This window comes from Pseudomonas sp. FW215-R2 (genome assembly GCF_058789255.1).
This window is the reverse complement of record NZ_JBYTBO010000014.1, coordinates 135,219-160,974: the sequence shown is the minus strand read 5'-3', so window position 1 is coordinate 160,974 and position 25,756 is coordinate 135,219. Positions and strand designations below refer to the sequence as shown.

Genomic DNA, 25,756 nt, shown 5'->3' with positions numbered 1-25,756 from the left:
ATTAAGGAGTATTGGGGTGTCGAGTACCGAAGACGAACAGTTGGCGGATTTGAAGGACTGGTGGACACGCAACGGCAAACCTCTGGTCACTGGCGGCCTGTTGGCGCTGGTCATCGTGTTCGGCTGGCAGGCTTTTCACAAGTATCAGAGCAACCAGTCGCAAGGCGCCTCGGTGCTCTATCAGCAATTGCTGGAAACCACGCTGACCCCGGATGGCAAGCCTGATGCCGCGCGCGTTGCGGATCTGGCCGGCAAGCTCAACAGCGAATTCGGCGGGACTGCCTACGCGCAGTACGGCAGCCTGTTCGTGGCCAAGGTAGCGGTCGACAGCGGCAAGCTGGACGACGCAGCGACCGAGCTGAAAACCATCGTTGCCAAACCGGCCAACGCAGCACTGGGCGAAATCGCCCGTCAGCGTCTGGCGCAGGTGCTGGGTGCACAGAACAAGGCTGATGAGGCTCTGAAACTGCTTGAAGGCGATGCCGACAAGTCGTTCCTGGCCACTCGCGAAGAACTCAAGGGCGACCTGCTGGTACAGCTGGGCCGCACTGATGAAGCGAACACGGCGTATCAAAAAGCCAAGGCGGCACTGTCGGATGAAGCGGCGGTCGGTGGCCTTCAAATCAAGCTGGACGACCTGGCCAAAGGGGATGCGTGACGTGATCCGTTGGAAGCATGCAGCATTGCTGGCTCTGGCCCTTCTGGCCGCGGGTTGCAGCAGCAACAGCAAAAAAGAACTGCCACCGGCCGAACTGACCGATTTCAAGGAAGAAGTGGTTCTGCACAAGCAGTGGAGCCGCTCGATCGGTGACGGTCAGGGCGAAACCTACAACATGCTGGTGCCGGCAATCGATGGTGACACCATCTACGCGGCCGACGTTACCGGCATCGTAATGGCCATGGATCGCAGCAACGGCGACGTGAAGTGGAAAAAGGAACTTGACCTGCCTGTCTCCGGCGCCGTTGGCGTGGGTTACGGTCTGGTGCTGGTCGGCACGCTGCGAGGCGAAGTCATTGCACTCGACACCATCAACGGTGAAGAGAAATGGCGTGCTCGCGTGACCAGTGAAGTGCTGGCGCCACCTGCCAACAACGGTGACATCGTGGTCGTGCAGACCCAGGACGATCGTCTGATCGGTCTGGATGCCTCCACCGGTCAACAGCGTTGGGTGTACGACAGCACGCCAGCCGTGCTGACTCTGCGAGGCACCAGTGCACCGCTCGTGACCAACCGCCTCGCGGTGGCTGGCCTGTCGACCGGTAAAGTGATTGCTCTGGACATTTCCAACGGCGTGCCGGTCTGGGAACAACGGATCGCGATTCCACAAGGTCGTTCGGAACTGGAGCGCGTGGTCGATATCGACGGCGGTCTGCTGCTGTCCGGCGGCACGCTGTACGTTGCCAGCTATCAGGGTCGCGTTGCGGCACTGGACCTGGAAAGCGGTCGTCAACTGTGGCAGCGCGACGCGTCGAGCTACGCCGGTATCGCCCAGGGTTTCGGCAACGTTTACGTGAGCCTGTCTTCGGGCACCGTTGAAGGTGTCGACGAGCGTTCGACCACTGCACTGTGGACCAACGATTCGCTGGCCCGTCGTCAACTGTCGGCACCGGAAGTGTTCTCCAGCTACGTTGCAGTCGGTGACCTGGAAGGTTACCTGCATCTGCTGAGTCAGGTGGACGGTCGTTTCGTCGGCCGCGAGCGCATCGACAGCGACGGCCTGCGTGCCCGTCCGCTGGTGGTGGGTGACACGATTTATGTGTATGGCAACAGCGGCAAACTGGAAGCCCTGACCATCAAGTAACAATTCACTAAAGGAGCCGAGCGAAGATCAGGCAAGGCAAAAATCAGCGAGGGAGCGGAGTTGACTTTAGTCAATGAGCATCCCGAGCTGATTTTTAACGCCGCATGATCGAGCGCAGGCCCTTTAGCTATGCTTGGGGTTAAAACCCCAGGCGGCCCCGGTTTACCGGGGCTTGCAGCGCTTTCTGGCGTTGCCCCGAGCACCAGCCGCTGCCTCGCAGCGGCTTTTGTATTTTCTGAAATAACGAAGTGGAGAGCCGCATGGTTCCCGTAATCGCCCTGGTGGGCCGACCGAACGTCGGCAAGTCCACCTTGTTCAACCGCCTGACCAGGACTCGCGACGCCATCGTCGGCGACTTGTCCGGTCTGACCCGTGATCGCCAGTACGGTGAGGCCAAGTGGCAAGGGCGTTCCTACATTCTGATCGACACCGGCGGTATCTCCGGTGACGAACATGGTATGGACGAAAAAATGGCCGAGCAGTCGCTGCTGGCCATTGAAGAAGCGGATGTCGTTCTGTTCCTGGTAGATGCCAAGGCCGGTTTCACCGCCGCCGACCAGATGATCGCCGAACACTTGCGCAAACGTAACAAGCGTTCCCACGTGGTCGCCAACAAGGTCGACAACATCGACCCGGAAATGGCCCGCGCCGAATTCGCCCCGCTGGGCATGGGCCACGCGATCCCGATCGCTGGCGCCCACGGTCGCGGCATCACTCAATTGCTGGAAGCCGCCCTGAGCGATTTCCCGCGCGATGATGACGAACCGGCGGAAGGCGAAGAGGAAGAGATCGTTGCCGAAGGCGAGGAAGCCAAGCGCATTCCTGGCCCGAGCGAAAAAGACGGCATCAAGATCGCCATCATCGGTCGTCCTAACGTTGGCAAGTCGACGCTGGTCAACCGCATGCTCGGTGAAGACCGGGTAATCGTCTATGACCAACCCGGTACCACCCGCGACAGTATCTACATCCCGTTCGAGCGTAACGACGAGAAGTACACGCTGATCGACACCGCCGGTGTGCGCAAGCGCGGCAAGATCCACGAAGAAGTCGAAAAGTTCTCCGTGGTCAAAACCCTGCAGGCGATCAAAGACGCCAACGTGGTGATCTTCGTGATGGACGCCCGCGAAGGCGTGGTCGATCACGACCTCAACCTGCTGGGCTTCGCCCTTGAAGCCGGTCGGGCTCTGGTGATCGCGATCAACAAGTGGGACGGCATGACGCCGAGCGAGCGCGACTTCGTGAAGATCGAGCTGCAACGTCGCCTGTTCTTCGTCGAGTTCGCCGACATCCACTTCATCTCGGCACTGCACGGTACCGGCGTGGGCAACCTCTACGCTTCGGTGCAGAACTCGTTCAAGTCCGCGGTCACCCGCTGGCCGACCAGCCGCCTGACCCAGATCCTCGAAGACGCGGTCAGCGAGCACCAGCCGCCGATGGTCAACAGCCGCCGGATCAAGCTGCGTTACGCTCACCTGGGTGGCGCGAACCCGCCGATCATCGTGATCCACGGTAACCAGATCGAGAAAGTGCCGAAGTCCTACGTGCGCTATCTGGAAAACACTTACCGCCGTGTGCTCAAACTGGTCGGTACGCCGATCCGTATCGAGTTCAAGGGTGGCGAGAACCCGTACGAAGGCAACAAGAACACGCTGACCGACCGCCAGGTCAACAAGAAGCGTCGTTTGATGTCGCACAACAAGAAGGCCAGCAAGAAGCGCCGCGACAAGAAGTAAGGTCGCTGCCCGTTGATCGTTTCCATGCACAGCACAGAAACGATCATCGAGAGAGAAGGGGCGCCGTTTGGCGCCCTTTTTTTATGGGCGCCGGATGGGCTATCCTCGGGCTCTCCCGCGCCGTCGTCAGTGCCGGGGCAGAGCAGGGAACCCCGATGATTACCAGCAAGCTGCCGAATGTCGGCATCACTATTTTCACGCAGATGTCTCAGCTCGCGGCACAGACCGGAGCCATCAACCTGTCCCAGGGTTTTCCCGATTTCGACGGCCCGCAGTCGCTGCGCGATGCGGTCGGTCGGCACATTGCCAGTGGCCATAACCAGTATTCGCCGATGACCGGCCTGCCGGCGTTGCGTCAGCAGATCGCGGCCAAAATCGCTCGCAGCTATGGCGCCAATGTCGATGCCGACACTGAAGTGACCGTGACCCCCGGTGCGACCCAGGCGATCTTCTGTGCGATCCAGGCGGTTATCCACAGCGGCGACGAAGTCATCGTGTTCGACCCGGCTTATGACAGCTATGAGCCGTCGGTGGAACTGGCCGGCGGGCGCTGCGTGCATGTGCAGTTGGGCCTGAATGATTTCTCCATCGACTTCGACAAACTCAGTGCAGCCCTGAGCCCGCGCACGCGGATGATCATCCTCAACACCCCGCACAACCCGAGCGGCGCGCTGATCAGTCGCGCCGAGCTCGACCAGTTGGCGGCGTTGATCCGCGACCGCGACATCTATGTGATCAGCGACGAAGTGTACGAACACCTGGTGTTCGACGGTGTGCCGCACGTCAGTGTGCTGGCTCATGAAGAGCTGTATCAGCGGGCGTTCGTGGTCAGTTCGTTCGGCAAGACCTATCACGTCACTGGCTGGAAAACCGGCTACGTCGTAGCACCGCCGGCCCTGACGGCGGAGCTGCGAAAAGTGCACCAATATGTGAGCTTCTGTGGTGTGACGCCGCTGCAGTACGCTCTGGCCGATTACATGGCCGAGCATCCGGAACACGTCGAAGAACTGCCGGGTTTCTATCAGGCCAAGCGTGATCTGTTCTGCGATTTGCTGGAGCCTTCGCGATTCAGCTTCACCCGGGTCACCGGCACCTATTTCCAACTGGTCGACTACTCGCAGATCCGTCCTGACTTGAACGATGTCGAGATGGCGATGTGGATGACCCGCGAGCATGGCGTCGCCAGTATCCCGGTGTCGGTGTTCTACCAGAATCCACCCGAAGGCCAGCGCCTGGTGCGTCTGTGCTTTGCCAAACGCGAGGAGACGCTGCGGGAAGCGGCGGCAAAACTATGCGTGATCTGAGTGCGTTACCCGATCTCAATCTGGCGCTGATCCAGACCAGCCTGGCCTGGCATGATCGTCAGGCCAACCTTGAGCATTTCGACGCTTTGCTGGAGCAGGCGCGGGGTGCGGATCTGATTATCCTGCCGGAAATGTTCACCACCGGCTTCTCCATGGAATCCGAAACCCTGGCCGAAGCCGAAAACGGCCCGACCAGCAAATGGCTGCGGGCCCAGGCGGCGAAACTGGATGCCGTGGTCACTGGCAGCGTGATCATCCAGGCCGCCGACGGCAGCCACCGCAACCGCTTGCTGTGGGCGCGACCGGACGGCGAAGTACTGCATTACGACAAGCGCCACCTGTTCCGCATGGCCGGCGAGCACAATCACTACACCCCCGGCGAACGCCAGGTGCAGTTCGAACTCAAGGGCTGGCGTGTGCGTCCGCTGATCTGCTACGACTTGCGCTTCCCGGTGTGGAGCCGCGATGCGCAAGACACCGACCTGCTGCTGTACACCGCCAACTGGCCGGGTGCACGGCGTCAGCACTGGAACCGTCTGCTGCCGGCCCGGGCCATTGAAAACCTGTGCTATGTGGCGGCGGTTAACCGGGTCGGTACTGACGGCAAGGGCTTTGCCTATACCGGCGACAGTCAGGTGCTGGATTTCCAGGGCGAAACGTTGCTGGCGGCGGGGGAGGCGGACGGGGTGTTCAAGGTAGTTTTGGAAGCAGCATCGCTGGCCGCTTACCGAGAGCGGTTCCCGGCGAATCTGGATGCAGATACCTTCGAATTCACCTGATAATCGCGATCAGAACGAAAAAGGCCCCGAGGTGCAAACCCCGGGGCCTTTTGTATTTCAGCGATCAGTTACGCCGCTTTCGCTTCCGGCTGGCTCAGCGAGCGGTTCAGCGCGCTGAACAGGGCCTTGAAGCTGGCCGTGGTGATGTTTTCATCGATGCCCACGCCGTGTACCGCACGCTCGCCGTTCACACGCAATTCGATGTACGCCGCAGCCTTGGCGTTGGTGCCCGCGCCGATGGCGTGTTCGTTGTAGTCCATGATCTCCACCGGAATCGGCAGACCGGCCACCAGCGCTTCCAGCGCGCCGTTGCCCTTGCCGCGCCAGTGCAGGTTGGTTTCGCCCTGACCCTTGCTCGCGACTTCGACTTCGACGGCGCTGTTGCCGTTTTCTTCCTGCAGGCGATGGCTGACCAGCGCGTACGGAGTGTTGGCTTGCAGGTATTCGCTGATCAACAGCGAGTGAATCTGCTTGGCAGTCATCTCCAGGCCCAGGCGATCGGTTTCACGCTGCACGACCTGGCTGAATTCGATCTGCATGCGACGTGGCAGGCTGATGCCGTATTCCTGTTCCAGCAGGTAGGCGATGCCGCCCTTGCCCGACTGGCTGTTGACGCGGATCACCGCCTCGTAGCTGCGACCGATGTCGGCCGGGTCGATCGGCAGGTACGGTACTTCCCACAGTGCGTCGGATTTCTGCTGGGCGAAACCCTTGCGGATCGCATCCTGGTGGGAGCCGGAGAACGCGGTGTGCACCAGGTCGCCGACGTACGGGTGACGGGGGTGAACCTGAATCTGGTTGCACTCTTCGACGACTTTGCGCACGCCGTCGATGTCGGAGAAGTCCAGTTGCGGGTCGAGGCCCTGGGTGTACATGTTCAGTGCGACGGTAACGAGGTCGACGTTACCGGTACGCTCGCCGTTGCCGAACAGGCAGCCTTCGACACGGTCGGCGCCAGCCATCAGGCCCAACTCGGTGGCGGCCACGCCAGTGCCACGGTCGTTGTGGGTGTGCAGGCTGATGATCACGCTGTCACGACGGTTGATGTTGCGGTGGAACCACTCGATCTGGTCGGCGTAGACGTTCGGGGTCGCGCATTCAACGGTAGCCGGCAGGTTGAGGATGATCTTGTGCTCAGGCGTCGGGTTCCAGACCTCGATCACGGCGTCACAGACTTCCTTGGCGAATTCCAGCTCGGTGGCGCTGAAGGTTTCCGGCGAGTACTCGAAAGTCCATTCGGTGTCCGGCTGCATGGCTGCGTATTTGACGAACAGCTTGGCGGCGTTCACGGCGATGGCCTTGATCCCGTCCTTGTCCTGGTTGAACACGATGCGACGGAAAGAAGGGGAGGTGGCGTTGTACAGGTGAACAATCGCCTTTTTCGCCCCGCGCAGGGATTCGAAGGTGCGCTCGATCAGGTCTTCACGGCCCTGGGTCAACACCTGGATGGTGGTGTCGTCCGGGATGTGGCCTTCTTCGATCAGGGTACGCACGAAGTCGAAGTCGGTTTGCGAAGCGGCCGGGAACGAGGCTTCGATTTCCTTCACGCCCACTTGCACCAGAGTTTTCCAGAAGCGCAGCTTTTTCACCGCGTCCATCGGCTCGATCAGCGACTGGTTGCCGTCACGCAGGTCGGAGCTGCACCAGATCGGCGCGGCATCGATGGTTTTCGACGGCCAGGTGCGATCCGGCAGGTTGATCACAGGAAACGCGCGGTATTTCGAAGACGGGTCTTTGAGCATGCTCATCGGGAAATTCCTTATTGTCTGGGCCGAAAAGAGGCGGCCTGCCGGTGGAACGAATGTTCGGGGAGAAGCTTGGGACGAGGCGCAGCGATTCAGCCCGGCAGTCGTGCGCTGACGAGGCACAGGCTGCGGTGCTGGCGAAGCTGAATAAGGGTGTGAGAGGTTTTCATGCCTTCAACCCTAACCGCGGGGGATGAGGATGGCAAGCAGTCGAAAAAAATTGAGAGGAATACTCGGAAAGCGGTTTTTTCCGAGATTTTATTCTTGATATGGCGGTAATTGTTGGCAGGGATTGCGCAGACCATTCGTCGTGCGCAATCCCTGCTGAAGGAGGCTCAGCCCGGAATCAAGGCTGGAATGCACCAATGAAAATCGCCGGATCAACCCGCGCGTCGTTCAGGCTGACGTTCCAGTGCATGTGCGGCCCGGTCGCTCGACCTGTGGCACCCACTTTGCCCACCACCGCACCGCGAGCCAGTTGCTGACCGTTCTGCACATCGATCTTCGACATGTGGCAGAACATGCTGATGAAGCCCTGGCCGTGGTCGACGAACACGGTGTTGCCATTGAAGAAGTAATTGCCGATCAGGATCACCTTGCCCGCCGCCGGGGTCTTGATCGGTGTGCCGGCCGGCACCGCGAAGTCGAGGCCGGCGTGAGGGTTGCGTTCTTCACCGTTGAAGAAACGGCGCACGCCAAACTTGCTCGACAGCGGCCCGTTGACCGGTTTGTCGAGCAGCAGGTTGCTCGGCGTATTCGGGCTGAAACTGCGGTAGGCCTTGATCTGTTCGGCCAGTTCGCCCTCGATGCGCTTCAGGTTGGCCGGGTTCGGATTGACCTGCTGAGTGTTCTTCAGGGTGATGTGCTGTTCCGGGTATTTCTTGTTGCCGACGCTGAAGTTCAGGTTTCGGCCGCCGCTGCTGATCTGCTGGATGCCGGGTTTGACGGTCAGCGGTACGCCGACAATCGCCAGCCAGTTGTTCTGTTCCTTGACCACCAGCACCGGTTTGCCCTGATACGTGGCTTTCGGCGCTTGCGCGGCAGTGCCCAGATCGACGACAGCAACGCCGCCCGGTACCGGTTTGTTCAGCAGCCGGGTGATGTAGCTGTCGGCGTGGGCGTTGAAGGTCAGGCACATCAACAACAGCGGAGCGAGAAAACGCGGCATGGATCAGTCCAGTAAAGAGAGGGTGACGGGCGTCAGGTGATTGTCCTCGACGCGCACTTGCAGTTCGCCTTCGCCCAGTCTGGCCTTCAGGCGCTGGCCGGTGTGGGTTTGCGCCGCGTCGCGGATCGCATTGCCACGCTCGTCGAGCAGAATGCTGTAGCCACGGCCAAGCGTCGCCAGCGGGCTGACCACATGCAGGGTCTGCATCTGGCTTTGCAACTGTAAACGGCGCCGTTTCAGGCCTTCGTTCATTGCGCGTGGCAAGCGCTCGGCGAGGCTGTCGAGACGCTGGCGCAACAGGGCCAGTTGGCGCCCCGGGTGTTGCCCGGCGAGGCGGGTTTCCAGGCGGATCAGGCGTTCGCGGCAGGTGTTGAGCTGGCGCTCGAACGCCCGGCGCATGCGCATGTCCAGGTCATCCAGGCGTTGTGCCTGCTGGCGCAGTCGCTCGCCGGGATGGCGCAGACGACGGGCCATGCCCTCAAGACGCAGACGATCACGCATCAATCGATCGCGCATGCGCATCACCAGCCGACGATGCAGGCTTTCGACCTGGCGGATCAGGTGGCTGGAATCCGGGGCGAGCAATTCGGCCGCCGCAGAGGGCGTCGGTGCGCGCACGTCAGCCACAAAGTCGCTGATCGACACATCGGTTTCATGCCCGACCGCACTGACGATCGGCGTCACACAGGCATCCACTGCCCGGGCCACGGCCTCTTCGTTGAAGCACCAGAGATCCTCCAGCGAGCCGCCGCCACGGGCAAGAATCAGCGCGTCGAAGCCACGGGCATCTGCGAGTTTCAGGGCGCGGACGATCTGCGCGGTGGCTTCGCGGCCCTGAACGGCGGTGGGAATCAGCGTCAGTTGCACCTGCGGCGCACGGCGGCGGAACACGCTGATGATGTCGCGGATCACCGCGCCGGTCGGCGAACTGATGATACCGATGCGCTGCGGGTGCGCCGGCAGCGGCACCTTGCGCTCGGCACTGAACAGGCCTTCGGCGCTGAGCTTTTCCTTCAAGGCATCGAAGGCCAGACGCAGGGCACCGTCACCGGCAGGCTCCACGGTGTCGAGGATCAACTGATAGTCGCCACGCCCTTCGAACAGCGAGACCTTGCCGCGTACCTTGACCGCCAGACCATCCTTCAGCGCCTGACGCACCCGCGCAGCGTTCTGGCGGAACAGCGCACAACGTACCTGCGCGCCGCTGTCCTTGAGCGTGAAATACACGTGGCCGGACGCCGGGCGGGCGAGGTTGGAAATTTCGCCTTCGACCCAGATGTTGCTGAACACGTCTTCGAGCAACACCCGCGCGCGGCCGTTGAGCTGGCTGACGGTCAGGACTTCGCGGTCCAGGCCGAGTCTTGCAAAGGGATCTTTAATCATGGGGCGCAGTTTAAAGGCTTTCGCCGGTGAATGTCTGGAGGAAGTGTTGCACCAACGGTGTGGGATTCTGCCGAAAGGCGAGGGCGACGGTGCTCTGGCAATCGCCGGTCAGTGGCAGAAATCTCACACCGGCGGGCGCGATGTCCTGCATCGATTCCGGCAGCAGAGCTATGCCGAATCCGGCCTGGATCAACTGCAATTGCGTGGTCTTGCGCGACATCACCCGCGCAGCCTGGGGGAAAAAGCCGTGACGCATGCACAGGTCCGCGCACAAGTAACTAAGCCCGCCGCGCTGCGGATGCGGGATGGAGATGAACGCTTCGTCCTTCAATTGCGCCAGATCGACTACCTCCGCCAAAGCCAGTCGATGCTCCGCCGGCACGGCAAGCAGCAAGCGTTCGGTGTAGAGCGGCACAACCTGAACGCCCTCGCGCTGACGCAAAACCGGCAGGCGTAGAAGGCCGATATCGAGCCGGCCCTCGGCCAGTTCTTCAAGCTGCGCCTCCGAAGACAACGTGCCGATGTCCAGCGAAACCCCGGGCTGTTGCTCCAGGTAACTGCTCATGTCGCGCAACAGTCGGCCGCTGATCGGTACGGTGCTGGAGTGAGACAGGCGCAAGGTGCCACGCTGGCCCTGGCCGATTTCCGTGGCCAGGGTGCTGGCCTTGTTCAATTCGTTGAGCAGATTTTTCGCCCGGGGCAAGAACGCTTCGCCGGCGGCGGTGAGCCGGGGCTGGCGCGCCGTGCGTTCGAACAGCGGCGTCTGCAGGCGGGTTTCCATGTCCTTGATCTGCCGGCTCAGTGCCGACTGGGCGATGAACAACCGTTCGGCTGCGGCACTGAAGCTGCCGCTCTCGGCGATTTCCACGAAGTAACGCAATTGACGGGTTGAAAGCACGAGACATGCCTTTTCGAGATGGCTTGGCGGTTTCGATGATATTAGTCGCAACCCTCGGCGCTGGCTAAAGTCATCGCAGGCTTATATAGGAAGCGAGCGAATGAGTGTGGCGGGGTTGTTGAGCGAATGGTCGTGGGGCGTGCAGGGCTGGGTGGTGATCGGACTGGCGATCGCGCTGGCCTACATCGTGTTCGGCATTGCCGGTTTCGGTACGGCGCTGGTGGCGGGGCCGATCCTGATTCTGTTCATGCCGTTGTCGAAGATCGTGCCGTTGCTGGTGCTGCTGGATTTCGTCGCCGCGTTCGGCAATCTGCTGCCGTCGCGGCGCGATGTGGCGAAACCGGAATTGCTGCGGCTGCTGCCGTGCATGGCGGTGGGTTGCACGCTGGGGGTGATTTTCCTGCTTAACCTCAAGTCCGACCTGTTGTTGCTGTTGATGGGGCTGTTCATCAGTGCCTACGCGGTTTACAGCTTGTGGATCAAGGCCCGGCCGGCGCAGTTGTCCGCGATGTGGGCGTTGCCGATGGGCACGGTGGGCGGGCTGTTCGGGGCGTTGTTCGGCAGTGGCGGCTTTCTTTATGCGATCTACCTCAACAGCCGACTGCCCAAGGACGCGGCCCGGGCCACGCAAAGTGCGCTGATCAGTTGCAGCACGGTGGTGCGTTTGAGCCTGTTCGCCATCGCCGGGGTGTATGCCGAGCTACCCTTGTTGATGCTTGCACTGTGCCTGTTGCCGGCCATGGCGCTGGGACTGTGGATTGGACGGCGGCTGACCATGCGCTTGTCCCGCGAGGCCTTCGTGCGACTGGTGACCTGGTTGGTGCTGGCGAGCGGTCTGGCGCTGATCGGCCGCTATTTAAGCACTTGACCGGATTGTCTCAGGGATTAAGCTGCCGGCCGCGTTCGTCGCAGAACATCCTTTGACGCAGCAGGCTTGCACCATGAATTCCCAAAGCATCATCGTCCCGAAAATCTCCAACCTGCCGGTGCACGAACCCCGGGCCCGGGCGATCCTGCGCTGGCTGGTGCGCAAGAACATCATCAAGGAAGAGCTGAGCACCTGCGGGCGCACCGGTAATCGCATGGCCTACGCCATCGCCGATGGCGCCCGCGCGGTGGTGCTGCATCCCGAGGCGCTGCCGTTCGGTGAGCCGATCAATGGTCTGGAGGTCGTCACCAAGCGCTGCATCTACACCCCGGCCAAGGGCTTTCTCGAAGAAGCCGGTTGTGCCGAGTGTCGCCAGGAAATCGGCGAAGCGCTGTTCGAAAGCCTGGAAGACTGGATGCCGGGTCGCACCGACAACTTCACCTGCCCCGAGTGCGGGCATGAAGATGACATCAACGGTTTTCTGTATTTGCAGGAGTGCGGGTTTTCCAACCTCGGTTTCATCTTCAACAACTGGCTGGAGGCGGGGTTCAAGCAGAGTTTCATCGACGAATTCGCCGACTGGCTGGATCAACCGGTGAGCTGGGTCAAGGTCGAGTTGTAGGGTGCGCTTTTCCCGTACATCAGCAACATTGATATAAGACAAGTTTTACATTGAACCCGAAGGGGTGTCTGACTATAATGGCGCGCTTCCATTTTCCCGCTCGGGAGCCCCCGCGATGCTGCGTATCAGCCAAGAAGCTCTGACCTTCGACGACATTCTTTTAGTGCCTGGTTATTCCGAGGTGCTTCCTAACGAAGTCAGTCTCAAGACCCGCCTCACCCGTGGCATCGAACTGAATATTCCTCTGGTTTCTGCCGCCATGGACACCGTTACTGAAGCCCGTCTGGCAATCGCCATGGCTCAGGAAGGTGGCATCGGCATTATCCACAAGAACATGACCATCGAGCAGCAAGCTGCCGAAGTCCGCAAGGTCAAGAAGTTCGAAGCCGGTGTGGTCAAGGACCCAATCACCATCGAGGCTGACGCCACGGTTCGTGATCTGTTCGAACTGACCCGCATGCACAACATTTCCGGCGTTCCGGTGCTGCACGATGGCGACCTGGTCGGCATCGTCACTTCCCGTGACGTGCGTTTCGAAACTCGTCTGGAAGCCACCGTTCGTGAAGTGATGACGCCTAAAGAGCGTCTGGTCACTGTTCGCGAAGGCGCCAACAAGAACGAAGTCCGCGAGTTGCTGCACAAGCACCGTCTGGAAAAAGTCCTGATCGTCGACGACAAGTTTGCCCTCAAAGGCATGATGACCGTCAAAGACATCGAAAAAGCCAAGGCTTACCCGCTGGCCAGCAAGGACGACCAAGGTCGTCTGCGTGTCGGCGCTGCGGTCGGTACCGGTAAAGACACCGGTGACCGCGTTGCCGCGCTGGTCAATGCCGGTGTGGACGTGGTGGTGGTCGATACCGCTCACGGTCACTCCAAAGGCGTGATCGACCGCGTTCGCTGGGTCAAGGAGAATTTCCCTGAAGTGCAGGTGATCGGCGGCAACATCGCCACCGGCGCAGCCGCCAAGGCCCTGGCCGAGGCTGGCGCCGACGCCGTCAAGGTCGGTATCGGCCCTGGCTCGATCTGCACCACCCGTATCGTCGCCGGTGTCGGCGTTCCGCAAATCAGTGCCATCGCCAACGTCGCCGCTGCCCTTGAAGGCACCGGTGTTCCGTTGATCGCCGACGGCGGCATCCGTTTCTCCGGTGACCTGTCCAAGGCCATCGTTGCCGGTGCTTCCTGCGTGATGATGGGCTCGATGTTCGCCGGTACCGAAGAAGCACCGGGCGAGATCGAACTGTTCCAGGGCCGTTCGTACAAGGCTTATCGCGGCATGGGTTCGCTGGGCGCCATGTCCCAGGCTCAAGGTTCCTCCGACCGTTACTTCCAGGACTCCTCGGCAGGCGCCGAGAAACTCGTTCCGGAAGGCATCGAAGGCCGTGTTCCTTACAAGGGCACCCTGAGCGCGATCATTCACCAGTTGATGGGCGGTCTGCGTTCCTCGATGGGTTACACCGGCAGCGCCAACATCGAAGAAATGCGCACCAAGCCTGAGTTCGTGCGGATCACCGGTGCCGGCATGGCCGAATCCCATGTTCACGACGTGCAGATCACCAAAGAAGCGCCAAACTACCGCGTAGGTTGAGGCTTCAAGCAAAACGTTAAATGACCGGGGCTGTTTTATTCAGCCCCGAGTCGTTTCTGAATCAAGACTGTTTCTGAATTACTTAGACGAGACTGAATCATGGCCCTCGACATTCACGCTCACCGCATCCTGATCCTCGACTTCGGTTCGCAGTACACCCAACTGATCGCTCGCCGCGTGCGCGAGATCGGCGTGTACTGCGAACTGCATCCGTTCGACATGGACGAGGAAGCCATTCGCCAATTCGCGCCAAAAGGCGTGATCCTCGCCGGCGGCCCCGAGTCCGTGCACGAAGCCAACAGCCCGCGCTGCCCGCAAGCGGTGTTCGACCTGGGTGTACCGGTCTTCGGTATCTGCTACGGCATGCAGACCATGGCCGAGCAACTGGGTGGCAAGGTTGAAGGTTCCGAGCTGCGTGAGTTCGGTTATGCCCGCGTTGACGTGGTCGGCAAGAGCCGCCTGCTCGACGGCATCGAAGACCACATCGACGCCGACGGCCTGTTCGGCCTCGACGTGTGGATGAGCCACGGTGACAAGGTCACCAAGATGCCGGAAGACTTCCACATCCTGGCCAGCACCCCGAGCTGCCCGATCGCCGGCATGTTCAACGACGAGCGCGCTTATTACGGCGTGCAGTTCCACCCGGAAGTGACCCACACCAAGCAGGGCGGTCGCATCCTGTCGCGCTTCATCCTCGACATCTGCGGTTGCGAAGCGCTGTGGACCCCGTCGAAGATTGCCGAAGACGCCATCGCCAACATCCGCGCACAGGTCGGTACCGACAACGTGCTGCTGGGTCTGTCCGGCGGTGTGGACTCCTCGGTGGTTGCGGCGCTGCTGCACAAGGCCATCGGCGATCAACTGACTTGCGTATTCGTCGACAACGGCCTGCTGCGTCTGCATGAAGGCGAGCAAGTGATGGCCATGTTCGCCGAGAACATGGGCGTCAAGGTGATCCGCGCCAACGCTGAAGACCAGTTCCTGAACAACCTGGCCGGCGAAGCCGATCCAGAGAAGAAGCGCAAGATCATCGGCCGTACCTTCATCGACGTGTTCGATGCCGAATCCTGCAAGCTGGACAACATCAAGTACCTGGCCCAGGGCACCATCTACCCGGACGTGATCGAGTCGGCTGGCGCGAAAAGCGGCAAGGCTCACGTGATCAAGTCGCACCACAACGTGGGCGGCCTGCCGGAAGAGATGAACCTGAAACTGGTCGAGCCACTGCGCGAACTGTTCAAGGACGAAGTCCGTCGTCTGGGCCTGGAACTGGGCCTGCCGTACGACATGGTCTACCGTCACCCGTTCCCGGGCCCGGGCCTGGGTGTGCGGATCCTCGGTGAAGTGAAGAAGGAATACGCCGACCTGCTGCGTCGCGCCGACCACATCTTCATCGAAGAACTGCGCAAGGCCGACTGGTATCACAAGGTCAGCCAGGCATTCGTGGTGTTCCAACCGGTGAAATCGGTTGGCGTGGTTGGCGATGGCCGCCGTTACGCCTGGGTCGTGGCCCTGCGTGCCGTGGAAACCATCGACTTCATGACCGCGCGTTGGGCACATCTGCCTTACGAACTGCTGGAAACCGTCTCCGGCCGCATCATCAATGAAATCGAAGGCATTTCGCGCGTTACTTATGACGTGTCGAGCAAGCCACCGGCGACCATTGAGTGGGAATGATCCCGCGCAAGCCATGATGGCTTGAAGCCGGATCAACAAAAAGCCGCGTGAAACAATGTTTCACGCGGCTTTTCTGTTTCTGGCGATCAGACGTCGATTACAACGGCTTGGACCAGCCGGCCAGTTTCATGCCTCGTTCATCGAGGGCCTTCAGCAGCGCCTGGAGATTGGCGAAGCGTTTTTCATGCACGGTGGGCCATTCGGGCCGTTCAATGAATACGCGGTCGGATTCGAAGCGAATATCAGTTTCCACGATCAGGTTGGTGCGGCTGCGATGAACCAGGAGTGTGTTGCGCAGTTTCTTGGTCAAGGTATACATGCCAGGTCGGGAAAGTAACTGTTCAATCTCTGAGTTCGTCCGCGCATACCACGGCGTTTCGACTTGCAGGCGCAGGTCGCCTTTGACGAGCGCCTCATTCTTGCCCATTTGATCGCCGAGACTTTTACCGGGATCCGCTTCGATACCACCGGACTGACCTTCAGCGATATCTTCGGCGCGCAGACCGACGGCGCCTTCCAGCTCACTGACACCGGCAACGCCTTCAAAGGTGTTGGAGTGGGAATTTCCCACCAGCGCCACCCAGTTATTCGGCCCACGAGCCGCCTGGTCGGCCTCGATCACGGTGTGAGCGTAGTAGTTCATCATTCTCTGGCGCGCCGACAGGTCAGCCGTTCTCATTCCTTCAACCCGATAGCTGGCCAGGCAATCGAGGGCCTGAACGCGTATTCCGTTGCGATTGGCTTCCTTGACCAGATTGAGAAAGGTGTAGCGTTGCAGCGGATCGGTCATGTGACCGTTGTCGAGCTGAATCAGGTAGTTCTCCAGATCCCGCGGCATGACCGAAGTCCTGGCGTAATTGTCCAGCGCGGCCTGGTGAAAGTCCGTGAGCAGGTGCTCGGAGTAGAGGGTCTTCACACCTTTGTTGGCCAGGGTTTGCATATTGTCGATCAGCCATTGTTTGCTGCCGACACCGGAATGACTCTCACCTATGACCAGTCCTCGAAACTCCGCGAATACCTGTTCGATGAAGGTTTCTCCCGACAGTCCTGATTTCAATGGTTCCATCGATGGGCGCACCGGCAGGCGCAATTCGGCATAGAAGCGCACCGCCGCCTCGTGCAGTTGCCCACGCAGCGTCTTGAAAGTGTCGAGAGGCGAGTTGCCGCTCCATGACTTGAAGGCGTCGCCCAGCAGATGGCTGTCGTTGCCCCGGGCAACATTTTTCAGTTCCGCCCGCGCCTGCACCGGAATCTCATACGGCGAGGTAAAGCGAGGTGGATCCTTGACCATCAAGTCCGGGGCGGGCGGCGCTTCTGTCACCGGGATGGACGGTTGAATGTCTGGCAACTGACCGGGCGTGGCGGTTGGGTCAATACGCACGCGTACCTGTGTGAGACCTTCATGTTCAATGGCTTCCAGCAATTCATGCAGGCTGTCGAAGTGACGTCCGCTGACGGCTGACCACTTAGGCCGGAGGATGGAGAAACCGGCGGTGTCCTGCTGGATCGGCGTGCGCACCAGGCTGCCATCGCCGCTTCGGTGAACAAGGGTGGAAGGCTCCTGCACCATGAACATGCCAGGCTTGGGCAACGCCTCCTCCAGTGAGCGAGCGGTTGCCGTCGGTGGCGGGGCGCCCAGTTGCAGGCGCAGGTCACTTTTCAACTCGTCCAAGGGACGTCCCAGGATGTCCTTGATCTTTTTTCCCGGGTCGGTGGTCAGTCCCTGAGTCTGACCGAGCGCGCTTTCCTCGACACGCAGTGCGACCGTTCCTTCCAGCTCACTCAGCCCGGCGACCGTGTCGAAGCGGCTGGCACGAGCCTCATCGACCAGAGCTATCCAGCGATGAGAACCCCGCGCGGCCTGGTCAGCCTGAATCACGGTGTCCGAGTAGTAGTTCATCATTTTCCGGCTGCTGGCCTCGGTTGTGCCCTCCATCCGTGGGAAACGCCCGCTGGCCATGCTGTCGATGGCTTGCACGCGGATGTGGTTTTTCTGTGCGTTTTTTACCAGTTCGGTGTAGGAGTGCGGTCCGGCCGGATCGGTCTTGAACCGAACGTCCAAAGTCTTCAGATATCGTTCGAGGGCGGGCGGCATCTTGCCGGTCTGATGGAGAACATCCAGATCCGTTTGATGGAAGTCCGTGAGCAAGTGATCCAGGTAAAGGGTTCTGACTTTTTGCTTGTTCAGTGCCTTGAGGTTCTCGACCAGTAGCTTTCGGGCACCGATCACCGAGCTGTCCTGACCGATCACCAGACCGGTGCCGTCCTTGAACAGACGCTTGGTCATTTCAGTGAACGGTGTCGTGGGTTTGAAGGCTGGAACCAGCGGCCGCGGCGGGAACTCGGCGCTGGCATAGGCGCCGATGGCATCGTCGTACAGGCCGCGACGCAAGGTTTTGAAGTCTTGGTAGAGGCGGTCGCTGCTGTCCTGAGGATCCAGGGGGAAATCGTCCACCTGCGCTTCGGCAACAGGTTGCAACGCCGGCCGTGAGGTCTGCGGGACGTCATACGCCAGCGGCTGCACCTCCACTTCGGGCAGCGGGTCGGCGGTGTGTCCGAAGGGCCACTTGCCGAAAATCTTCATGCCGCCCTTGAGGCCAGGGCGGGCAACGGGTTCCCATCTGAGTGCTTCGTTCAAACGGACCGGGACATTGCGGTAAAACGAGAAAGGATTGGCGGGATCGACAATCACCCAGCCGCGTAGTTGCTCGACATGGCGCACCTGGTAAAAGCCGTCTCTCCCCACGCGGCGCATGTAAATGTACCGTTTGCCCGACGCGGCCAGGATGATCTCCTGCAATTTTGGATCGCCGGTTTCGACGCGGGTGCCCTCCGTGATCTCAGTCTTGAATGAGGCGAGAAAATCCTCTGGCTGCGCGGGCAGGATACGTGTCGGGGCGATCTCCTCCAGCGGGGGCAGAGAGGGACGGGCAAGCACCGCTTCGGCGAGTTTTTCTTCCGGTTCGAAGACCGTACTGGCCTCGGCTATTTCTGGCAGACGGCCACTGCCCTTGAGGAAGGTGGCGTTGAACAGGGTATCGATTGTCGCGAAGATGGCGCCCGTCACGGCAGCCTTGCGCTCGCCGGGTGTCTTGCCATTGACCGCCTGATCAATCTGCAGCCCGACGTTGGCAATGCCGGCACCCACGACAGCCAGCGCCACGGGCCAGCCGACAGCGGCCATCGGGCCGAACATGCGACCGAAAGCATTCAGATAGCCGATCCACAGCTTTTTCCGCAGATCGCCATTGGTGTGCATCATGAATGTGGCGTCGCTGATCATTCGGGTGTGCGTAGCGCTGGCGAGGAAGGTGAAGGCATCGTTCTTGAGCGTGTCGCTCGTGTGTTCGATCAGAGAGTGATCGGCGCAGTCCCAGGTGCTGACCAATAGATCCAGGACATGATTAAGTCCGACGTTTTCGACATGCGGTGGGCGGAATATCTCGACGACCAGATTAACCCCGGGATTCAAGACCGAGAGCCAGCTCGATTTCGCGGCATCGCGCCATGAGGTGTCTTCCATGACATCGTGGTCGGCCACCTGAAAGTGCGCGAGGAAACGTTTGCGGTCTGCCGGTTTTCGGGTTTGCGACAGCAGCCACCAATGCAGGTCCCTGGCCGTCTCGAAGGCGTGCAGACCCCACACTTCCCCCGGGGTGTAAAGGATCTTGCGGCCATTGCCGTCGGCGATGCACAGGATATCGGTCGCCACGTAACCGCCGACTTTCAGCAGGCTGAGACTCATCCCCTTGGCGGGCGCCGCATCCTCTTCCAGCATCTGTAGCGTGACGGGCCAGCTTACATTGCCGGCGACGGCCTTGATTACGGTTCGGAAGTTATCGTCCGACAACCGACCCCCTTCGCGATCTTCCATGGCCTGGGCGAGAAAGGTGCACTTGGCCAGGCTGCGGAATGTCCTGGTGTGCTTTTTCCAGAACGAGGCGACCTTCTGATTGAAAAGATCGGCAAAGTTGGTCGCCCAGAAATCCTTCAATACCTCATTGCCATGCAACCGCACTTCATTGGTCTCGTCGAAGTCCTCGACGTCCGGCCCGGCCGTGTAGAAGCCTCCGTCGACGTCCAGCATGTCGGAGTTGTCCTGGTCACCGACGCGGAAACGCTGGATCACCAGTTGCGGCAACGTCATGGACTCGGTTGGCCTGGCGCCATGGTGTTCCCACCCCGTGAAGGCTTTCCAGCTGCTGCTGGAGTACTTGAAGCGGTGCCAGTAAACCTGTTCGGGATCCAGATGATTCACACCGTGTTTGAGCAGGATTTCTCTGGCGACATCGCAGGCCATTTCGTACATGTCGGGACATGCCTGAACCAGGGCGGGCACGAGGTTCTTGAGTGCCAGTTTGTCGGCAACGTTGGGTAATGCAGTGTTTTCAGATGTGTCCACGGTCTTTCCTTGAGGGTGGTACGGATAGGGCCCGGATCATTTCAGGTGACGTAGGACGGGTCTGTCGGCAGTTGGGTGTATCAAGTGTCGGAACAATAGGCATGACGTATGGGAAATCGATCGGGCCAGGGTACGAAAGCTCTGGGGGATGGGCGCTTGAGTCCCGTTTGGCATCTTGAGGAACTGCGGCCAGTCGCCGCGCTGCCCTTACTGTTTCTCATCTGCAGGTGTATCGTATTCGCCCTTTACGGGCCTGCGGGCCCGCCGCAGATACGTGAGGTAGTTGAGTTCATGTCCTTTACCCGTCGCCAAATCCTCGGTGGCCTGGCCGGTCTTGTTGTCGTTGGTGTGGGCGCGGGGGGCGCGTCGCGTTACTGGCTGGGCAAAATGGCCGATGCCGACGCGGGTCATGACTACGAGTTGATCGCTGCGCCACTGGACGTCGAGCTGGTGCCAGGGCACAAGACCGAAGCCTGGGCGTTCGGCCGGTCGGCGCCGGGTACCGAGTTGCGCGTGCGTCAGGGCGAATGGCTGCGGGTACGGTTCATCAACCATCTGCCGGTCGCGACGACCATTCACTGGCACGGCATTCGCCTGCCGCTGGAAATGGACGGTGTGCCGTACGTCTCGCAATTGCCGGTACTGCCGGGCGAATACTTCGATTACAAATTCCGCGTGCCGGATGCCGGCAGCTATTGGTATCACCCGCACGTCAGCAGCAGCGAGGAACTCGGTCGCGGGTTGGTCGGGCCGTTGATTGTCGAAGAGCGCGAACCGACCGGATTCAAATACGAAAAAACCCTGAGCCTGAAAAACTGGCACATCGACGACGAGGGCAACTTCGTCGAGTTCAGCATTCCGCGCGAAGCGGCCCGTGGCGGTACGGCGGGGCGGCTGTCGACCATCAACGGTGTGCCTGCGCCGGTCATCGAGCTGCCGGCCGGGCAGATCACCCGCGTGCGCCTGCTCAACCTCGACAACACCCTGACCTATCGCATCAATATTCCTGGTGTCGAAGCGCAGATCTATGCGCTGGACGGCAACCCGGTCGAGCCGCGGCCGTTGGGCAAGGAATACTGGCTCGGCCCGGGCATGCGCATCTGCCTGGCGATCAAGGCACCGCCGGCCGGTGAGGAACTGTCGCTGCGCAACGGCCCGGTGCGTCTGGGCACTCTGCGTTCGGTGGCCAACAATGACGCGCCGACCGAATGGCCGAAGGCATTGCCCGCCAACCCGGTGGCCGAGCCGGACCTGGCCAATGCCGAGAAACTCAACTTCAATTTCGAATGGGTCGGTTCGGTGTCGGTGAATGTCGACAACGGCAAGCCGCCGAGCCTGTGGCAGATCAACGGCAAGGCCTGGGACATCACCGACAAGACTTGCGCCGACCGGCCGATTGCCAGCCTGAAACTGGGCCAGAGCTATATTTTCGAATTGAAGAACATGACCCAGTACCAGCACCCGATCCACCTGCACGGCATGAGCTTCAAGGTGATTGCGTCGAACCGGCACAAGATCGTGCCGTACTTCACCGACACTTATCTGCTGGGCAAGAACGAGCGCGCACAAGTGGCGCTGGTGGCGGATAACCCGGGTGTGTGGATGTTCCACTGCCACGTGATCGACCACATGGAAACCGGCCTGATGGCCGCCATCGAGGTGAAGTGATGCGCCAGATTCGCCCCGCGGCGATCATCGACCGCAGCCGTGATCGCGACTTCATGCGTGAAGCATTGGCGTTGGCAGCCGAAGGCGCGGCCCTCGGCGAAGTGCCGGTGGGCGCGGTGCTGGTGCAGGATGGCGAGATCATCGGTCGTGGCTTCAACTGCCCGATCACGGGGAGCGATCCGAGCGCGCATGCGGAGATGGTTGCTATCCGTGCCGCCGCTCAGGCGGTCAGCAATTATCGCCTGCCGGGCAGCACGCTCTACGTGACGCTGGAACCGTGCAGCATGTGCGCCGGGCTGATCGTGCATTCACGGATTGCGCGGGTGGTGTACGGCGCGCTGGAGCCCAAGGCCGGGATTGTGCAGAGCCAGGGGCAGTTCTTCACTCAGGGCTTTCTCAACCATCGAGTGCTGTATGAAGGCGGGGTGTTGGCGGAAGAGTGCGGGGCGGTGCTGACTGAGTTCTTCAGGGCGCGACGCGCGAAACCTGCAGACTGAATAAAAAACTGTGGGAACGAGCATGCCCACTCCCACAGTTTTTTAGTGTTCGGAAGATTTACTTCTTCGCGACGATTACGGCCCGCATCGGCGCCGGCAACCCTTCGATCGTCTTGCTGTGATCTTCCGGATCAAGGAAATCGCTCAGCGACTGATACTTCATCCACTCGGTCCCACGCTGCTCTTCAACAGTGGTGGTGCTCACGTCCACGCATTTCACATCCGTAAACCCGGCACGACGCAACCACAGTTCCAGCGCCGGCACGGACGGCAGGAACCACACGTTGCGCATCTGCGCATAACGGTCTTCCGGCACCAGCACCTGATGCTTGTCACCTTCGACCACCAGCGTTTCCAGCACCAGCTCGCCACCCTTGACCAGGCAATCCTTCAGCGCCAGCAAATGCTCGATCGGCGAACGACGGTGATAGAACACGCCCATGGAAAACACCGTGTCGAAGCCTTCCAGATTCGGCGGCAGGTCTTCAAACGGGAACGGCAAGTGCCAGGCATTCGGCTCTGACAGATAACGCTGCACCGCCTGGAACTGGCAGAAGAACAGCCAATTCGGATCGACGCCGATCACGCTGTCGGCGCCGGCACCGAGCATGCGCCACATGTAATAGCCGTTACCGCAACCGACATCGAGGATGCGTTTGCCTTTCAGGTCCAGATGCGGAGCGACTCGCGACCACTTCCAGTCCGAGCGCCATTCGGTGTCGACGTGTACGCCGAACAAATCGAACGGCCCCTTGCGCCACGGCGACAGGCCCATCAGCGCGGTGCGCATCTGCGCGCGGGTTTCGTCGTCGCAATCGGTGTCCAGCTTCAGGCCATCGAGCAGGTCGACTTCGGTCGGCTGGATTTTCGGCAAGGCGTCCAGCGCACTCTGCCAGCGCTCCAGATCGCCGTGACCCTTTTCCATTTTCTTGTCGAGCTGTGCTTGCAGGGTGTTGGCCCATTCGGCCAGCGGCGAGCCGGCCAGACGGCGGGCGAGGGGGGACAGATCAATCATGGCAAGGCAATCAACGAGGCAAAGTTAAGACACTGGAACCACGGCACGACTTTCGAGAACCCGGCGGCCAGCAGGCGTTCGCGGTGTTCTTCGAGGCTGTCGGGCTTCATGACGTTTTCGATGGCGCTGCGCTTCTGGGCGATTTCCAGTTCGCTGTAGCCGTTGGCGCGTTTGAAGGCGACGTGCAGGTCGGTCAGCAGCGCGTGTTCCTCGGCATCGTTGAAGCGCAGCTTCTCCGACAGGATCAGCGCGCCGCCCGGCAGCAACGATTGGCGAATGCGCGACAGCAACGCCGTACGCTGCTCCGGGGCGATGAATTGCAGGGTGAAGTTCAGCGCCACCACCGAGGCCGGTTTGAAGTCGAGGGCGAGGATATCGCCTTCAATCACCTCGACCGGTAGCAACTCCTGGAACATCGAATCCTGACCGTTGAGGTATTCACGGCAGCGCTCAACCATCGCTGCCGAGTTATCCACCGCGATCACCCGGCAACCGTCTGTGCGTACATGTCGGCGCAGGGCCTGAGTCACGGCACCCAGCGAAGCGCCGAGGTCGTAGAGCACGCTGTTTGGCTGAGCGAACTGCGCCGCAAGCACGCCGAGGTTCTCGACGATGGTCGGGTAGCCCGGCACCGAACGCTTGATCATGTCCGGGAACACCCGCACCACGTCTTCGTTGAAGGCGAAGTCAGGCACCTGGGCCATCGGCTGGGCGAAAATGCGATCGGGTTCTTTGCTCACGGCGGTTCCGGCGGTGTCGATGAAAAGGCCGGCATTTTAGCCAAAGTAGCGCGCGGGTGCTTGGGTGTCTGATAAAACGAGGGGATGGCGAAGCGTGATGACTCAAAAAAATGATTGGGTGGCCAAACAACGGATAAAGATGTTTGGCCACTCAGGATTCAAGCGTGAATCATTTGTCGTTGAACAGGACGATAAAGACCGATTTGCCGGTGATCTTGAGCTCCTCTGTCCTACTGTCTTCACCCTTGAAATCAAAATCGAGTTCTAAATGCAGCTTGTCTGTACTGTTTTCCACGACCTCCAACGTCAGGGAACCGCTTTTGGCGTGATACTGATATGAAGTCGTGAAGTTCTCATTTTCACCCGTCTCAAAATAGTAAAGGGAGGGGAATTTTGGATCTGTCGCTGAGTACTGGCCGGTCGGGGTATCTTTATCCAATACAAGCACGATGCCTTTTTTGTTTCGCTCGGAGTAATCGCCAGTATTGGCCCGTGAAGCGAACACAACATTGTTGCTGTGTTCGTCAGCCTCGAACTGAACAACCTGAGTACTAAGATCTACTCGGTTGGAAACCGTTGCAGTGGTTTCTGCGCTGACAGTAATGAAACGCTGAGCAGCGCCCCGTTTTTTGTTGCTTTGAAAAAAGCTCATGTTGTTCTTCCTTGGGTTAGAGAGGTGGTTGATGACGCCACTCGAATCCTAATTCCGCAGGAGGAGGCGGGGGTACTGTCAGATATGACAGTTTTTAAGAGCTTTTAGCGATAGATGAAAGCAGCGTTCTCATCATTTTGATTTCTGATTGAATGCCGACGCTGCAATCCCCCACTGCCCCAGCCAGTAACTGAGGATGATGATGTAGGGCGCTGCGTTGAACGGTGAGACAAACCGGTTGATGCCGATCACGCTGTCGGAGAACACGAACGCCACTGCGCCGCCCGCCGCCAGCAGTGCCGAACGTTGTGGTACGCCGCTGCCGAGTCGGGCCAGTGCGCGCCAGAGCATGGCGCTGATGGCGGTGCCGTAGACGATCACCGGCACGGTCAACGGCCCGAGTCCGCTGCCGATCAATATGCCCAACAGCACGGCGCCGACGCTGAGCGCCAGGATCAGCGGCAGCAGGGCCAGGCGCCGGCAATCGCTGAGGTAAGCCTTGAGATACGCCAGATGCGCGACCAGAAACGCACCGAGGCCGAACACGAACAGATCCCCCGGCCACGCCAGCAACACATCGCCGATCAACGAGAAAATCAGACCGAGGCTGATCCAGCGGCGATAGTCGCTGGGCGGCGCATCGTGCAGCCAGCCGAGCAGGGCCAGTACCGGCAACGGTTTGACCAGCAGGCAAAGCAACGCCGCATGGGTGCTGACGCCATAGAGAAAGGTCACTGCGCCCATCAGCGCGAGGATCAGCCAGCCCACGGTCAGTTCACCGAGATCGCGCAGTCAAAGGTTTCCACCGGCTCGACTTCAGGTTCCCAGGGTTGCTGCGACGTCAGGCGCAAGCGCCCGGTGCCGGGAGCAAAGGCCTGGAAGCGCCAGGTGGAGAAACCGCCCGCGCCGACCATGCCGGAATCTTTCGGACTGCTGTAAACCTCGGGGCTCAGCGCATGCAACACGCCGCCGGCCGAGTCTTGAATGGCCCAGCGGTAGCCGGTAGTGGGGTTGCTCGGGAGCATGACGATCAGGTTTTGCCCGTTGGTCAGCCGTACCGGGCATTCGCTCTGTTTTTCCACGGTCACGTTGGTTTTCGGTTGCGTGGCGCAGGCGGCCAGCAGGGCGAGGGACAGGGGGACAAACAGGCGAAGGGGGGACATGGATTCAGTGGCTCCGGCGTTGGCGACGAACGGCGAGCATAACTGAAGATGAGAC

At 60.4% G+C, this 25,756-nt stretch carries 21 protein-coding genes; 11 read left to right on the top strand and 10 right to left on the bottom strand.

What is annotated here, in order from left to right; genetic code table 11:
• Positions 1-16 precede the first annotated feature (16 nt).
• The 5 genes from AC3WRD_RS19990 (at position 17) to AC3WRD_RS19970 (ending at position 5,618) form a co-directional block, all read left to right on the top strand.
• Positions 17-658 carry a tetratricopeptide repeat protein gene (locus AC3WRD_RS19990; RefSeq protein ID WP_096818595.1) on the top strand — a complete coding sequence of 214 codons (642 nt, stop codon included), beginning with the start codon at positions 17-19 and terminating at the stop codon, positions 656-658.
• Positions 651-1,802 carry an outer membrane protein assembly factor BamB gene (gene bamB / locus AC3WRD_RS19985; protein ID WP_096818592.1) on the top strand — a complete coding sequence of 384 codons (1,152 nt, stop codon included), beginning with the start codon at positions 651-653 and terminating at the stop codon, positions 1,800-1,802. Before AC3WRD_RS19990 ends, bamB begins: the two co-directional genes overlap by 8 nt.
• 260 nt (positions 1,803-2,062) lie before the next feature.
• Positions 2,063-3,535, top strand: a complete 1,473-nt coding sequence (gene der, locus AC3WRD_RS19980) for a ribosome biogenesis GTPase Der (RefSeq protein ID WP_096818590.1) — start codon at positions 2,063-2,065, stop codon at positions 3,533-3,535.
• 155 nt (positions 3,536-3,690) lie between these two features.
• The gene (locus AC3WRD_RS19975) at positions 3,691-4,839 is read left to right on the top strand and encodes a pyridoxal phosphate-dependent aminotransferase (protein WP_096818588.1); all 1,149 of its coding nucleotides are present in this window, start codon (positions 3,691-3,693) and stop codon (positions 4,837-4,839) included.
• Positions 4,827-5,618: an amidohydrolase gene (locus tag AC3WRD_RS19970; protein WP_102620820.1), complete on the top strand. Its 792-nt coding sequence runs from the start codon at positions 4,827-4,829 to the stop codon at positions 5,616-5,618. Before AC3WRD_RS19975 ends, AC3WRD_RS19970 begins: the two co-directional genes overlap by 13 nt.
• A 68-nt stretch (positions 5,619-5,686) precedes the next feature.
• Here AC3WRD_RS19970 and leuA read toward each other — a convergent pair whose 3' ends face one another.
• The 4 genes from leuA to AC3WRD_RS19950 form a co-directional block, all read right to left on the bottom strand.
• Entirely contained in the window at positions 5,687-7,366 is a 1,680-nt protein-coding gene (gene leuA / locus AC3WRD_RS19965; protein ID WP_096818584.1) for a 2-isopropylmalate synthase, read from the bottom strand.
• Between the two features lie 343 nt (positions 7,367-7,709).
• A complete protein-coding gene (locus AC3WRD_RS19960; protein WP_102620819.1) occupies positions 7,710-8,531 on the bottom strand; it encodes a peptidoglycan DD-metalloendopeptidase family protein in 822 nt (273 codons plus the stop codon).
• 3 nt (positions 8,532-8,534) lie between these two features.
• A complete protein-coding gene (xseA, locus tag AC3WRD_RS19955) occupies positions 8,535-9,914 on the bottom strand; it encodes an exodeoxyribonuclease VII large subunit (RefSeq protein ID WP_102620818.1) in 1,380 nt (459 codons plus the stop codon).
• Positions 9,915-9,924: 10 nt separating this feature from the next.
• Positions 9,925-10,812 (bottom strand): LysR family transcriptional regulator, encoded by an 888-nt coding sequence (locus tag AC3WRD_RS19950; protein WP_102620817.1) that lies wholly within the window; start codon positions 10,810-10,812, stop codon positions 9,925-9,927.
• A 100-nt stretch (positions 10,813-10,912) separates the two neighbouring features.
• Between AC3WRD_RS19950 and AC3WRD_RS19945 the strand changes: the two genes are divergently transcribed.
• The 4 genes from AC3WRD_RS19945 to guaA all read left to right on the top strand — a co-directional run bounded on the left by AC3WRD_RS19945 (position 10,913) and on the right by guaA (position 15,564).
• Positions 10,913-11,680, top strand: a complete 768-nt coding sequence (locus AC3WRD_RS19945) for a sulfite exporter TauE/SafE family protein (protein WP_096818578.1) — start codon at positions 10,913-10,915, stop codon at positions 11,678-11,680.
• A 73-nt stretch (positions 11,681-11,753) separates the two neighbouring features.
• Positions 11,754-12,302, top strand: a complete 549-nt coding sequence (locus tag AC3WRD_RS19940; protein WP_096818577.1) for a sugar ABC transporter ATPase — start codon at positions 11,754-11,756, stop codon at positions 12,300-12,302.
• Positions 12,303-12,417: 115 nt separating this feature from the next.
• Entirely contained in the window at positions 12,418-13,887 is a 1,470-nt protein-coding gene (guaB, locus tag AC3WRD_RS19935) for an IMP dehydrogenase (RefSeq protein WP_085709413.1), read from the top strand.
• A 99-nt stretch (positions 13,888-13,986) separates the two neighbouring features.
• Positions 13,987-15,564: a glutamine-hydrolyzing GMP synthase gene (gene guaA / locus AC3WRD_RS19930; protein WP_096818575.1), complete on the top strand. Its 1,578-nt coding sequence runs from the start codon at positions 13,987-13,989 to the stop codon at positions 15,562-15,564.
• Positions 15,565-15,661: 97 nt separating this feature from the next.
• Here guaA and AC3WRD_RS19925 read toward each other — a convergent pair whose 3' ends face one another.
• Positions 15,662-19,966: a membrane-targeted effector domain-containing toxin gene (locus AC3WRD_RS19925; RefSeq protein ID WP_102620816.1), complete on the bottom strand. Its 4,305-nt coding sequence runs from the start codon at positions 19,964-19,966 to the stop codon at positions 15,662-15,664.
• A 291-nt stretch (positions 19,967-20,257) separates the two neighbouring features.
• On the opposite strand from AC3WRD_RS19925, the gene AC3WRD_RS19920 reads away from it, so the two are divergent.
• Together AC3WRD_RS19920 and tadA are read left to right on the top strand one after the other, a co-directional pair.
• The gene (locus AC3WRD_RS19920; protein ID WP_102620815.1) at positions 20,258-21,634 is read left to right on the top strand and encodes a multicopper oxidase family protein; all 1,377 of its coding nucleotides are present in this window, start codon (positions 20,258-20,260) and stop codon (positions 21,632-21,634) included.
• Positions 21,634-22,131, top strand: a complete 498-nt coding sequence (gene tadA / locus AC3WRD_RS19915; protein ID WP_102620814.1) for a tRNA adenosine(34) deaminase TadA — start codon at positions 21,634-21,636, stop codon at positions 22,129-22,131. Before AC3WRD_RS19920 ends, tadA begins: the two co-directional genes overlap by 1 nt.
• A 58-nt stretch (positions 22,132-22,189) precedes the next feature.
• Here the strand turns inward: tadA and cmoB are convergent, their stop codons facing one another.
• The 5 genes from cmoB to AC3WRD_RS19890 form a co-directional block, all read right to left on the bottom strand.
• Positions 22,190-23,146, bottom strand: a complete 957-nt coding sequence (gene cmoB / locus AC3WRD_RS19910) for a tRNA 5-methoxyuridine(34)/uridine 5-oxyacetic acid(34) synthase CmoB (RefSeq protein WP_102620813.1) — start codon at positions 23,144-23,146, stop codon at positions 22,190-22,192.
• The gene (gene cmoA / locus AC3WRD_RS19905; RefSeq protein WP_219737186.1) at positions 23,143-23,850 is read right to left on the bottom strand and encodes a carboxy-S-adenosyl-L-methionine synthase CmoA; all 708 of its coding nucleotides are present in this window, start codon (positions 23,848-23,850) and stop codon (positions 23,143-23,145) included. The genes cmoB and cmoA overlap by 4 nt, the downstream gene beginning before the upstream one ends.
• Positions 23,851-24,055: 205 nt before the next feature.
• Positions 24,056-24,538, bottom strand: a complete 483-nt coding sequence (locus AC3WRD_RS19900; RefSeq protein WP_102620812.1) for a hypothetical protein — start codon at positions 24,536-24,538, stop codon at positions 24,056-24,058.
• Positions 24,539-24,670: 132 nt separating this feature from the next.
• Positions 24,671-25,306 (bottom strand): lysoplasmalogenase, encoded by a 636-nt coding sequence (locus tag AC3WRD_RS19895; protein WP_173861346.1) that lies wholly within the window; start codon positions 25,304-25,306, stop codon positions 24,671-24,673.
• A 2-nt stretch (positions 25,307-25,308) separates the two neighbouring features.
• Complete coding sequence (locus AC3WRD_RS19890; RefSeq protein ID WP_102620810.1) at positions 25,309-25,701, bottom strand: protease inhibitor I42 family protein; 393 nt, start codon at positions 25,699-25,701, stop codon at positions 25,309-25,311.
• Between the last annotated feature and the right edge of the window lie 55 nt (positions 25,702-25,756).